Raw genomic sequence first — 12,755 nt, 5'->3', positions numbered from 1 at the left:
AGCTATTGCTGTATTTCTGTATCACGTCCCAACTGTACACAACGTGCCTTTTACACAACAAAAAGGTTCCCCTGAAAGTCATCTATAGACTTCCTGGGGAACCCATTTTTTTGTAATTATCTTTTTATAACCTGACTTAAACTTCTACCGAACCGCACATCGAGTTATCCTGACAGACTTTCTTGAAGAACCCCCATCTGCCCTTGTTCCTGTTCTTGTTCCTCTTCTAGATTCTGTACCCGCATCCTATGCTTCATTTCCCTCACGGACAACACCGAAGCCATCAGGCTACGGGTGTAGGGATGATTCGCTGAGCTGGTCAGCTGGGAACTCTCCACGACTTCGACCACCTCGCCTTGGTACATCACGGCAATTCGATCACTAACCTGTTGCACCACCGCCAGATCATGCGATATGAAAATAGATGAGATTCCTGTATCCTTTCTCAGCTCTACCAACAGATCCAGGATCTGTTGCTGGATGGAAACATCCAGTGCGGAGGTGGCTTCATCGAACAGGATGATGTCTGGCTCTACTCCAATCGCACGGGCAATGACTGCTCTCTGCTGCTCTCCGCCGCTCAGTTCATGCGGATACTTATCCGCAGCAGCAGTCGGCAACCCCACCCGTTCCAACAGCCTGAGCACTTCCTGTTCCGCTTGCTGGCCCTTCATTATTTTATAATTCATGAGTGGCTCCCGAATAAAAGCTCCAATCTTCATTCGTGGATTAAAGATAGCGGAAGGCTCCTGGAATACCATCTGGATCTGTTTTCGTTGCTGCCGTAGCGCCTTTCCGTTCAATCGGGTAATATCCTGCTGTCGATAGTGAATCTGTCCTGAAGTCACTCGCTCCAAATGGGTTATACATCTAGCCAGTGTGCTCTTCCCGCTACCACTCTCCCCGACAATTCCCAGACACTCCCCCGGATATAGCTCCAAATGAACAGCTTTCAGCGCATCAACTGCCCTATGTCCCTTTAACTCGTAGGTTTTGCACAAGTTTCTTAGTTCCAGAATCGCTAACTCCTCATGAGTCATGAACATTTCCCTCCAATTCAGGTACAGCACTCAGCAGCTTGCGAGTGTACTCATGCCGAGGATCGGATATGACGCGGAAAGTATCTCCCATTTCAACCAATGTACCACCCTGCATAACACCAATTCGGTCCGCCATATGAGCTGCAACGGCAATGTTATGCGTAACGATGATCATGCCTGTCCCCTGGCGGGAACGAAGCTCGCTCAATCGGTTCATCACTTCATTCTGTGTTGTCACATCCAATGCACTTGTCGGCTCATCTGCAAGTAAAAGTTCAGGTTCCATCGTAACCGCCATAGCTATCGCCGTTCGTTGTTTCATCCCCCCACTAAGCTGCGAGGGATAGGCACGCATGATTCGTTCCGGATCATCCAATCCCATGTCCATGAGCATATTCACAGCCATGATCTGAGCTGCTTTTCTGGACACGGTGAAATGAGTACGAATCGCTTCGATATACTGACTGCCGATGCTGCGAATCGGATTAAGATACGATCCACTGTCCTGAAACACCATGGTAATCCGCTTCCCGCGCACTCCAGCCCAATCCAATCGCGAGTCACGTAGAAGCATTTTTTCCTGAAAAAAAATCTCTCCACCGGTGTATCGACCACCTTCTGGTAACAGGCCAAGCAAAGCCCGAATAAGGGTCGACTTTCCGCTGCCACTTTCACCTACAATCCCGATAATCTCCCCCTTATTCATGGAGAAGGACAAGTCCCGTAGAGCCAGAGAATCACCCTTGTAGGTTACGGAAAGGTTATTGACACTAAGCAGGGGCTTCATTACTGCCCAACCTTAATATTACGATCCAGCAGATAAAAGTCGATAGGATACATCGTCGCACCTTGCACGGTACTTTTACTCACAATATTAATCGGGGTATAGGTCAAAAACATATAGGCTGCATCATCCAGAATCATCTGCTGGGCCTCTGCTGCGAAGGCATACCTTTTCTCCACATCAAACTCGGAGTGAAGGCGAGTAATTACCTCATCGAGCTTCGGATTGCTATATCCGCCCACATTCCATTCCGCGCCCGTCATAAAGTAGAAATCCAGAATATATTGCGGGTCACCCGTGATGCCTGTATTGATACTTGTTAAAGCAAGATCGTAATTTCCGCTCTTCTGATGATCGGTTAGATCCTCATAAGAGGTCATCTCCAATTGAACACCGATCTCCTTAAGCTGGGACTGCATCGCAGCAGCCACAATTGAATCGGACTCGTAAGCGGAGTTAAGAATCAGTTGCAGCGACAGCTTCTTGCCATCTTTTTCACGAATGCCATCGCCATCTTCATCCTTGAAGCCAGCCCCATCCAGCAGCTGTTTGGCTTTCTCCGGTTCGTAATCATATCCTGTGATCTTATCATAGCCAAAAGGCAGAGCTGAGGTGAATGGTCCTTTGGCTGCCTGACCGCCCACCAGCGTATTTGCGTACATCTCCCGATCAATACCATATGAAATCGCCCGGCGAACCTCCGGATCACTCAGCAGCGGATTGGTCGTGTTGAACCATACGAACTGGGTGCGCAGGCTTGGAATTTCATCAATGGTATATTGACTCTTGTCCTGGAATAATGCCAGACTGCTGCGTCCCACGTTACTTGCTACATCAATCTCACCAGATTGCAGAGCAAGAGCACGTGTGCTGTCATCCTTGATGTATTTCAACGTCAATGTGTCGACATCTGCCGCGCCGCCCCAATACCCGTCATACTTTTTCACCTGGATCTCCTGATCCGGCGTATAACCCGTCACCATAAATGGCCCGGTAGCAATCGGCTCGCTCTTGAATTTGGATGTATCTGCGCTAGTATCCACGATGATAAACAGCGGCTCGGCAATATTGCCAAGCAAGGATGCGTAAGGCTCTGTCGTCTTGATCGTCAGATCTTGTCCTTCAGCAGTCATCGACGCAACTGGCACCGTTGCTTGTCCTCTTTCATTTAACTCAATGGAGCGTTCGATCGATTTTTTCACCGCGTCGGCGGTTACTTTGTTTCCGTTATGGAAGGTTACACCCTCTCGAATATGAAAATGCCAAGTCGTATCATCCACACGTTCCCAGGTATCTGCAATTTTAGGAACCAGCTTCATATTCTCGTCAAACTGAATCAGTGTCTCACCAATCGCTGCACGCGTAAGTGTCCAGCCGTTCCATTCTTCTGCCGGGTCCAGGTTGCTTCCCAGCCAGAACAGGGCCACATTCAGATGCGTTGGTGCACTTGTCGTACCATTGTCCGCAGCCGCCGACTTCTCCGTTGCATCCGACGAGGTCGATGGATTATTCGTGGTGCTACAAGCTGCAAGCAAGAACACAACGAACACGGATACGATGGTGAGCAGGATTGATTTTTGTAAATTCCTCTTCATTCTGGTTCCTCCAGTTAAGCTGTATTTTTCTTGGGATCAAGTACATCTCGCAGGCTGTCTCCCAGTAAATTAAAAATAATAACGGTGCTAAATATCGCCAGGCCCGGATAAATCAACAACCAAGGCGCAGTCTGGAGATATCTTCTGCCTTCATTTAACATGGCCCCCCACTCGGGGTTCGGTGGCTGCGCGCCAAGCCCGAGAAACGACAACCCCGAGATGGACAGCATCATCCCCCCCACATCCATCATCGCCATGACGATGAGTGGAGACATCATATTGGGCAGGATCGTCCTGCCAATGATCTGGATCTTACGTGCTCCGCTGAAAGCAGCGGCAGCGACATATTCCTTTTGCTGAAGGGAAATCACCAGGCTTCTGGCCATCCGTGCATATTTCGCCCACCAGACAACCGACAGTGCCAGCACCGTATTGAACAATCCCGGTCCAAGCATGCCTACCACAGCGATCGCAAAAATAAGGCCGGGAAACGCCATTAATGTATCAGACAGCCGCATAAGCACCGTATCCGTCAATCCCCGCGCAAATCCGGCGATGACCCCAATTGCTACACCTAGTACGAACACAATACCAATCATCATAAAGGTTAGCAGCAACGAGGTTCGTGCCCCGTACAGAAGACGTGACAATACACAGCGGCCAAGCTGATCGGTTCCAAGGGGATATTCGACGCTGGATGGCTGCAACACTTTGGCAAAGTTCGTTGCTAGTGGATCGTGTGGTGCAAGTTGCGGTGCAACCATGGCGAGAATTATCCAGAAGACGGTTAGAGACAGCAGGAATGTGAACCAACGATTTTGCAGTAATACAAGTCTGAAGGCTCTCATCATCTATACATCCACATCCAGTCGGATTCGAGGATCACGAAGATGTGTCCATACGTCAACCAGCAGATTCAGCGTGACATATATGATCGCCATCCAGATGACATACCCCTGAATTAGAGGATAATCCCGTGTAAAAATCGCATCCACGGCCATCTGTCCGACACCCGGCCACACAAATAAACTTTCCACAATCGCTGCACCACCTAACAAGGCACCTGTCGTCATGCCCATAAGGGTAACGATCGGCAGCAGAGCATTAGGGAGAATATGACGTAAAATAATGATCGACTCCTTCACACCTCTGGATCTTGCTCCGATCACATAGTTCTGGCTTGTCTCCTCAAGTAGGACCGTACGAATCTGTCTGCTGTACTGGGCAACAAGTGGAATCGCGAGTGTACATGCGGGCAGAATCAGACTGTTCCAGCCGGCATTGCCCATCACTGGTAGCAGCTTCAGCTGTACACCGAAGACCAACATGAGCAACATACCCAACCAGAAGCTGGGCATCGATAATCCGGCAAAAGAGAACAGACGAATGACGTGATCAAGCCATTTGTTACGATAGACAGCCGACAGCATCCCCAATGGAAAGGAAACAAGTATTACCAGAAGCATGGCGCTTCCTGTTAGCCAAAGCGTTGCCGGGAGCCGTGCCATGAGCACGTCCAGTACTGGACGATTGTATTTATATGATGTACCAAAGTCTCCGGTCACCACCTGTCCCAGCCATGTCCCGTATCGATAGAGAAAGGGCTCATCCAATCCAAGCTCCGACCTCACCTGCCTGACCAGCTCATCCGATGGCGTTACACCTGTAGACATGAGCATAAGTCTGGCTGGATCTCCAGGAGACAGATAGGTTAGCAGGAATGTCAGGAACGTGATGCCGAACAATACGGCTACCAGTTGTACTAATCGTTTAACGATATATCTGCTCAAGTGCTCAAACGTCCTTCCCCAAAACTTTATGTATGCGCCATGATGTTCTCCTACATATCAAAAAAAGCGTCCCTCTCCGTGTTACTGGATGAGGACGCCTTAAATAAACAGATTTTCAGAAAAAATCATGCTCTCTAAACACCTTCCTATCTCCCGTAGGGTACTACTGTGTTTGTTAAACCTGGCAGGTCTCCTGGCTCCAGAATCATCGTCACTTGCAGCTCCTTCCCGGCTTAAACCAGTGGATTTATCGCTACCTGACTCCTCTGTTACAGTGGCGGGACCGCGCCGGTATCACACCGGACTTCCCTATTAAGCTTCCACCCTGACGGGCAAAGCACCAAGTTCCACATATTCAATTACACTTCTGTATCAGTATAGCGGGACAACGATTAATGATCAAAACTTTTCTTTTAAATTTGAAACACTAGATGCGGCTAATCTCGATTTCTCGAACCCTTTGGAGATACACCGGTCACTCGCTTAAACATCTTCGAAAACAATAATGGGTCCGTATAGCCAACTGAATGTGCCACTTCACTGACCGACAGCCCTGGATTCTGTAGAAGTTCAGCAGCTCGATTCATGCGGTACTCCAGGAAAAAGGACTGTAGCGACATGCCATAGCGCTCCTTAAACAAACCCGATAGATACGTGCGATCCAGCCCCACAGCTTGTGCAATATCCAGAATGGAGGTTCGCTGGCTGTACCTGTTCTCCATAAACTGAACTGCCTGTCGGATGTACGTCTCTTTGCTCGAAAGGAGCTGTCCTATTTCCTCCTCCACAGGAGAAGAGGAGATTAATTCTGCCATCAAGCGGTACAAGAGACTCTGGTTCATCACATCACCTCCCGGACGTGTAGAAGCCTGAACCATCTCCGTATACAAGTGTTCCATCGTATTCGTATCATGGGCATCATACACTGGTCGCTCTGGACTTAACTGGGCACGTTGCATGAATGCTTTGGCTTGTACGCCCTTGAATCCAAACCACGAATACGTCCAGGGCTCCTGCGGATCTGCCTCATAATGAATAAGTGTATCTGGAAGAATCACAAAGCCCTGTCCCCGATTCAGCTTGTACTCCCGATCCCCCATGTACACGGTGCCCCGTCCTTCATGGATGTAGTGCACAACATAGGAATCACGTACACCCGGTCCCCAATAATGTGCAGGATCACATGCCTCCCACCCAAAAAACAACAAAACTAGCTCCATCTGTGTCCAGCCCGTGGGAACCACATTCATCTCAATTGGACTCACGCTATGCCCTCCCTCCTTACTTCCTTTTGCGGATCACCATCTATATACCTAATTAAATTATAACAGCTAAAGTAGATAAATATTAGTTGAAAACGGAAACAAAAATGGGATTATGCCATGTTTGAGAGGGGTTGAGCCATAGTTATATAAGCCGGATCGGCCTATAGTTGGGGTACAACATTTTTCAGGGAGGCTGAACTTAAGATGAACAAAATTACGTTTCTCGGTGCAGGAAGCACCGTCTTTGTTAAAAATGTATTGGGTGATGTCATGATGACTGAAGCACTGCAGGATTTTGAGCTGGCATTGTTTGATATCGATGCTGAACGTTTGAGCGACTCCGAGCGATTGCTGACCAGTCTGGCCCGTTCGATTGGAAGTCGTTGTGTCATTAACGTATATCATGATCGCAAAGAAGCGCTGCGTGGAGCCAAATATGTCATCAACGCCATTCAGGTCGGTGGATATGATCCATGTACCATTACGGACTTCGAGATTCCGAAAAAATACGGACTACGTCAAACGATTGCAGATACACTCGGCATCGGTGGAATTTTCCGTAATCTGCGGACGATTCCAGTCATGTTGGATTTCGCCCGGGATATGCAAGAAGTATGTCCGGATGCCTGGTTCCTGAACTATACCAACCCGATGGCTGTACTTACCAACGTCATGAACGTTCATGGTGGGATCAAAACCGTAGGATTGTGTCATAGTGTGCAGGTATGTGTGCCGCATATGTTCGATGCACTGGGGATCGATCAGACAGGCGTCGTAGCCAAAATTGCAGGTATCAACCACATGGCGTGGCTGCTCGAAGTTACAAAAGACGGGCAGGATCTGTACCCCGAGATTAAACGTTTGGCGAAAGAAAAACAGAAGGAACAGCATGACGACATGGTTCGTTTTGAGCTGATGCAGCGTTTTGGCTATTATGTAACGGAATCCTCCGAGCACAATGCCGAGTACCACCCTTATTTCATCAAACGTAATTACCCGGAGCTAATCGAACGCTTCAACATTCCACTGGATGAGTATCCACGCCGGTGTGTGAACCAGATTGAAGGCTGGAAAGAGATGCGTACCAGGCTGTTTGCCAGCGAAAATATTGAACATACCCGTAGCCGGGAATACGCGTCGCATATTATGGAGGCTATGGAGACGAACCAACCTTACAAAATTGGCGGTAACGTCATGAACAACGGACTGATTACGAACCTGCCGCGCGAGGCATGTGTCGAGGTACCTTGTCTGGTGGATGGATCAGGGATCAGCCCTACGTATATTGGGGATCTGCCTCCACAACTCGCGGCATTGAACCGGACAAACATCAACACGCAACTGCTGACGATTGAAGCAGCAATCACTGGCAAAAAAGAACATATCTATCATGCCGCCATGCTTGATCCACACACAGCTGCGGAGCTGTCTATCGATGATATCGTAGCGATGTGTGATGAGTTGATTGAAGCTCACGGCGACTGGTTGCCAAAATACACGTCATAATACAAAAGCACCGTTTCCTTTTCTGCTAAAGGGGACGGTGTTTTGTTCGTTCCGTAGCGCTCACCCACTAAAGCGTGCATCGCATTCATTTGATAAGAAACGCCCCGCTCCCTTGAACCTTATTCGGCAGAAAGCAAGAAGCGATAACCAATGCCAGGCTCCGTCTGAATATATCGAGGATTTGTCGGATCTTCATTTAATTTCTTGCGCAGATGCCCCACATATACCCGAAGGTAATGGCTGTCAGACTCATGATGATGCCCTCCCCATACTTGCTGCAAAAGCTGACGCTGGGTGATGATCTTCCCCGCATTCGAGGCAAGCACCTTCAGCATCTCATATTCCGTTGGGGTTAATTTGACCAAAGTACCCTCCAGTTCCACTTGCCTTTGGGCCAGATCAACCGTCAGTGATCCGAAGCGCAGTATCGGCTCATCCGTCGTTTTGGCTACATGACGCAGCGCCACCCGAATACGTGCGACCAACTCACCCATTCCGAATGGTTTGGTCACATAATCATCTGCACCACCATCCAGCGCGGCAATTTTGTCTCCCTCCTGATCCTTCGCTGTCAGCACGATAATCGGTACTTGTGACCATTCGCGAATCCGGCGAAGTACTTCCATGCCAGACATGCCCGGCAAACCAAGATCAAGGATGATCAGATCCGGATGTACAATACTGGCCTGAATGACGCCCTCTTCGCCATCCCCACACTCGTGGAGTTCGAATTGGTGCGCCTGTAGGGTGACCTTGAGCAATTTGCGAATTTGCGGCTCATCATCGATCACCAATATGCGAGCCCCTAGTGGTGCATTCATGTTATTCTTCAACCTCTCCTTGTTCTGAATAGGGAAAACGCGGTCCGTGAGCCTCCATGGGGATATTTATGCGCATTCTCGTTCCCCCGCCCGGATTCGGCTCTGCCACAATGGTACCTCCGTGGACCTCCACAATGCCTTTGCAGATCGCCAGACCAAGCCCCGTTCCTGTAACATGCTGAGTGGACTCCGAGCGATAGAACTTATCGAATATACGTGTTCTTTCCACTTCCGGTATACCGATGCCTTGATCAGCTACCACGATCGTCAATTGACTTGGACTCTTATCACTCGTCACAGTGATAACAATCTGGCTCTCTTCAGGCGAATATTTGATGGCGTTACTGACGATGTTGACCAGCACCTGCTCCAGCAATACTTCATCTCCGTAAATGAACGCCGGTTCATCAGGCAGTTCAACTTGAATGTGGCGATACGGACTGAATTCCCGAACCTGTGTCAGTACAACGCTGATCATGTCCCCCACGTCACACCATTTCCGATTCAATTGCAACATGCCGCTCTCCAGCCGAACCATACCCAGCAGATTCGTGACGAGACGATTCATGCGCAAGGCTCCATCCCGAATGTTGCCAGTTAATTCTCTCCGATCCTTGGATGTAAAAAGCGTATCATTCTCCAACAATCCTGTAGCCGAGCCGATGATGGCAGTTAGGGGTGTACGCAACTCATGAGAGACAGAGTCCAACAGTGCGGTACGTATACGCTCTGATTCAGCAGTGATCTGCGCCAAACGGGCCTCTTCCGCCAGCTTCACTCGGGCAATGGCACCTGCGGCGAGACCTCCGCATGCTTCCAGTAAACGAAGCTGTTCTTGCTGCTCATGAACCTCGCCAGCGTCCATGCTCACGGCGAGCACGCCATGAATCTGCTCCTCTGTGCGTAACGGCACGTAAAGTCCGGGAGATTCCCGCAAAGTCGATGATCCCTTACCGGCGATCTGTCCGTGATGATACACCCATTTGGCAATGGCAATCTCCGACTTTCCATCTCCCCAGCCATCCTTTTCCCCTTCTAATGCGGATGCGGAAGAGCTTGTAACCAGCAGGTCCCCCTGTCCATCCGGAAGATACACAGCCGCCGGCTTACCCAGGGTAAGCGATACTTGGGTTGCAATGTTAACCAGCAACGTATTCAGATCCGTAATGGCTGTCATCTGACGACTCAATGCGTACAGGGAGTTAGTCGTAGCCTCGCGTGCTTTTACCATCTCCAGTTGTTGTCGCAACCGACCTGCAAGACTTGCTGTCAGTATTGCCACCGCAAGATACACGACAAAGGAGATGAGATATCTCAAGTCCTCAACCGTAAAGCTCAAATATGGCGGTACAAAAAAGAAGTCAAACATAATGACGCTAAAACTAGCGGCATATACAGCTGGCCCCATTCCCCAATACACAGCACTCATCAGTACGGGAAACAGATATATAAGCGCTACATTAACCAGATCACCACTTATGCCGATGGCATGAAGCAGCAAGGTTAATAGCGTCACCCCAAGGGTCACCCATACATATGCCGGAACCCGTTTCCCATGGGATGCCCGCGTTTCTTTTTTTATTCGTTCAGACAAAATCATTCACATCCCGCTCAGTTCATAATCATAATCTGCAACGATCAATACATCCAGATGCCGCGACAATCGTACAAGTCGGTTGACCACTGAGCCCGAGCCGCGGTAACCATTCAGCCACCACACCCGTCTTGCCTGCCCGACCACCAGCTGGGTTGCTCGCGCCTCCGATGCTTTTCTTGCCAATATCCCAGGTACATCCCGCAGCTTTGGACTGTGGTGGATGTGAAATTGACCGCCAAGCCGAATCGTCAGCTGTTCCAAGGCTTCCAGATGGCACTTCACTTCGTCACTCATGGACTCACCGATGTGGATATGGTGTACATGCCAGATGGCTTTTAGACGATAAGCCATACGGAATCCACGCCGGATCAGCCGCTCGGCATGACGATCACTGCTTACACATACAAAGACCGCTTCCTGTCTGCGCCAAGGTCCCCGAAGTGCAATTTTGGCCTGCTGTGCTTCAAGCCGTTCATCGACATCGTCCGCCAGCTCACGCAGAGCAAGTTCACGCAAGGCAATCAGATTGCCGATTTTGAAGAAATTCGCAAGGGCTTGCTCGACCTTGGCAGTTGCATAGATTTTACCCTCCCTCATGCGCTGCCGCAAGGCCTGAGGGGCCACATCAATCAACTGCACCTCATCCGCCATCTGAATGATCCGATCGGGTACAGTCTCGCGGACACGAACTCCGGTAATATGTTCAACGGCATCATTCAGACTTTCGAGATGCTGTACATTCATTGTGGTAATCACCGAGATGCCTGCATTCAGCAGGAGCAGGACATCTTCATAACGCTTTTGCCGGACACTTCCAGGTACATTCGTATGCGCCAGTTCATCCACAAGCACCACTTCCGGACAAAGACGCAGAATGCCCTCCGTGTCCATCTCTTCCAGCCGAGCCCCCTGATACACTCGCTGCACACGAGGGATCACAGATAGGTGACCCATCTGCTCCACGGTTTCCGCCCGCCCATGGGTCTCCAGCAAGCCGATCTGCACATCGATGCCCTTACGGAGCAAATCATTGCCTTCCCGCAGCATCATGTAGGTTTTGCCTACACCGGGTGCGGCTCCGATATATATTTTGAATGTGCCACGCTGAATCTGACCAATCTGTTCCTTCATTTCCTGTTCGCTTAGTCTGCGGTATGTCAGCGACTCTACATCGTTAACCTTAGCCGGAACCACACGTTCACCCTCCCGAGCCGCTCGATCAGCAACCAGAAACAGGTCGACACCACGTAATCTGCGTAGCAGCGAGTTCACAACGGAACCCTGCCAAAGTTCCTGCCAGCGCGTGCGCCGGGAGTGCCCCATCACAATCCGGGTAATCTGGTGCTCCATGGCGTAACGCGCCAGCGTAGATGGAATGTTGCGACGGTGTAATATAGATAGCTCCTCCATATGGCCGTCAAACTTCTCTACCAGCTTGATCATATTGCGCCGAAATACGGCTGCCTCCTTGGTTAATGGCTGCTTCATATTCCGAAAAACCACGGCGCACAGATCACCATTCAACCGTTTGGCAATCTGTTGTCCACGCCTGATATAGATCGAGCCGTTCCAATGATATTGCGTGGACACCAGAATCCGTTCCATGATGCCTGTTGTGACGGTAATTCCCATCTCCTCCCGATGCTCACGCAGGGATTCATTCACCCCTTCTGCAACCAACCTCAGGGCCAGTTCGCGCAGAATACCCAGATTGCCTTGACGAAATACAGCTTCTCCCTCATGCCCCTTCAGATGACCTTCTGCCAGACGACTCAGTATGGTTTCCGGCGTGACGTCAATCAGCTTGACTTCATCCGCAAGTTCCAGTGTATCCGCAGGTACCGTATGTTCTGCTGCGATACCCGTAAGTTTTCGTGCCAGCTCGGTATACCCTTCCAGCTCATACACATTCACCGTCGTCATGACACTGATGTTGTTTCGGAGCAAAAACTGAATGTCCTCCAGCCGGGTAGCATACCGAGCGTCTTCTCTGTTGCGGTGTGCCAAACCATCCACCAGCACAACCTCCGGATTACGCGCCAGTAGTGCATCCAAGTTCAGATCCTTCATCTCTACATCATCAATCTCGCGTAACCAGTGAATGCTTGGAATCCGTTCGAGTGCGCCAAGCTGTTCCACCGTTTCCGGTCTGCGCATTGTGGAGACCGCGCAGATGACAACATCAATGCCCTGCTCGCGCAACGTATTCCCTTCTCGTAACATGTGATACGTTTTGCCCGATCCGCTGACTGGGCCGATGTAGATTTTGAGCGTACCCTGCTGCAGCTTCGTAATCATCTTCAGCATCTCTTCTGGTGATTTGCGCTTGAAGCTGTCTTCCATCCGTCCCTCTCCCC

The 12,755-nt window shown here is 49.9% G+C and carries 10 protein-coding genes and 1 riboswitch; of the genes, 1 reads left to right on the top strand and 9 read right to left on the bottom strand.

Translation table 11 applies throughout. From position 1 onward, the window contains the following. Positions 1 to 164 precede the first annotated feature (164 nt). The 6 genes from OM416_RS30180 to OM416_RS30155 form a co-directional block, all read right to left on the bottom strand. Entirely contained in the window at positions 165 to 1,040 is an 876-nt protein-coding gene (locus OM416_RS30180) for an ABC transporter ATP-binding protein (RefSeq protein WP_264935628.1), read from the bottom strand. Then, complete coding sequence (locus OM416_RS30175; protein ID WP_264935627.1) at positions 1,030 to 1,827, bottom strand: ABC transporter ATP-binding protein; 798 nt, start codon at positions 1,825 to 1,827, stop codon at positions 1,030 to 1,032. The genes OM416_RS30180 and OM416_RS30175 overlap by 11 nt, the downstream gene beginning before the upstream one ends. Then, positions 1,827 to 3,419, bottom strand: a complete 1,593-nt coding sequence (locus OM416_RS30170) for an ABC transporter substrate-binding protein (protein WP_264935626.1) — start codon at positions 3,417 to 3,419, stop codon at positions 1,827 to 1,829. The genes OM416_RS30175 and OM416_RS30170 overlap by 1 nt, the downstream gene beginning before the upstream one ends. A 14-nt stretch (positions 3,420 to 3,433) precedes the next feature. Continuing rightward, positions 3,434 to 4,270, bottom strand: a complete 837-nt coding sequence (gene nikC, locus OM416_RS30165) for a nickel transporter permease (protein WP_264935625.1) — start codon at positions 4,268 to 4,270, stop codon at positions 3,434 to 3,436. Continuing rightward, entirely contained in the window at positions 4,271 to 5,209 is a 939-nt protein-coding gene (gene nikB / locus OM416_RS30160; RefSeq protein WP_264935624.1) for a nickel ABC transporter permease, read from the bottom strand. Between the two features lie 165 nt (positions 5,210 to 5,374). Beyond that, a riboswitch (cobalamin riboswitch) is annotated at positions 5,375 to 5,569 on the bottom strand. A 77-nt stretch (positions 5,570 to 5,646) separates the two neighbouring features. Then, positions 5,647 to 6,474, bottom strand: a complete 828-nt coding sequence (locus OM416_RS30155) for an AraC family transcriptional regulator (RefSeq protein ID WP_264935623.1) — start codon at positions 6,472 to 6,474, stop codon at positions 5,647 to 5,649. Between the two features lie 204 nt (positions 6,475 to 6,678). On the opposite strand from OM416_RS30155, the gene OM416_RS30150 reads away from it, so the two are divergent. Next, complete coding sequence (locus OM416_RS30150) at positions 6,679 to 7,980, top strand: alpha-glucosidase/alpha-galactosidase (RefSeq protein WP_264935622.1); 1,302 nt, start codon at positions 6,679 to 6,681, stop codon at positions 7,978 to 7,980. Positions 7,981 to 8,099: 119 nt separating this feature from the next. Here the strand turns inward: OM416_RS30150 and OM416_RS30145 are convergent, their stop codons facing one another. From OM416_RS30145 to OM416_RS30135, 3 genes are read right to left on the bottom strand one after another with little or no spacing between them, the layout of a single operon-like run. Beyond that, on the bottom strand, positions 8,100 to 8,801 hold the full coding sequence (locus tag OM416_RS30145; protein WP_264935621.1) for a response regulator: 702 nt from the start codon (positions 8,799 to 8,801) through the stop codon (positions 8,100 to 8,102). 1 nt (position 8,802) lies between these two features. After that, a complete protein-coding gene (locus tag OM416_RS30140; protein WP_264935620.1) occupies positions 8,803 to 10,401 on the bottom strand; it encodes an ATP-binding protein in 1,599 nt (532 codons plus the stop codon). Then, positions 10,402 to 12,741 (bottom strand): histidine kinase, encoded by a 2,340-nt coding sequence (locus OM416_RS30135; RefSeq protein WP_264935619.1) that lies wholly within the window; start codon positions 12,739 to 12,741, stop codon positions 10,402 to 10,404. Positions 12,742 to 12,755 lie beyond the last annotated feature (14 nt).

This window comes from Paenibacillus sp. LS1 (assembly GCF_026013365.1).
In the GTDB taxonomy this organism is placed as follows: domain Bacteria; phylum Bacillota; class Bacilli; order Paenibacillales; family Paenibacillaceae; genus Paenibacillus.
This window is presented reverse-complemented; position numbering and strand designations above follow the sequence as displayed.

Excerpts from the sequence above, each read along its gene's own strand:
- nikC (WP_264935625.1), bottom strand. The coding sequence starts at position 4,270 with ATGATGAGAGCCTTCAGACTTGTATTACTGCAAAATCGTTGGTTCACA.
- OM416_RS30140 (WP_264935620.1), bottom strand. The coding sequence starts at position 10,401 with ATGATTTTGTCTGAACGAATAAAAAAAGAAACGCGGGCATCCCATGGG.
- OM416_RS30135 (WP_264935619.1), bottom strand. The coding sequence starts at position 12,741 with ATGGAAGACAGCTTCAAGCGCAAATCACCAGAAGAGATGCTGAAGATG.
- OM416_RS30175 (WP_264935627.1), bottom strand. The coding sequence starts at position 1,827 with ATGAAGCCCCTGCTTAGTGTCAATAACCTTTCCGTAACCTACAAGGGT.
- OM416_RS30170 (WP_264935626.1), bottom strand. The coding sequence starts at position 3,419 with ATGAAGAGGAATTTACAAAAATCAATCCTGCTCACCATCGTATCCGTG.
- OM416_RS30145 (WP_264935621.1), bottom strand. The coding sequence starts at position 8,801 with ATGAATGCACCACTAGGGGCTCGCATATTGGTGATCGATGATGAGCCG.
- OM416_RS30180 (WP_264935628.1), bottom strand. The coding sequence starts at position 1,040 with ATGACTCATGAGGAGTTAGCGATTCTGGAACTAAGAAACTTGTGCAAA.
- OM416_RS30150 (WP_264935622.1), top strand. The coding sequence starts at position 6,679 with ATGAACAAAATTACGTTTCTCGGTGCAGGAAGCACCGTCTTTGTTAAA.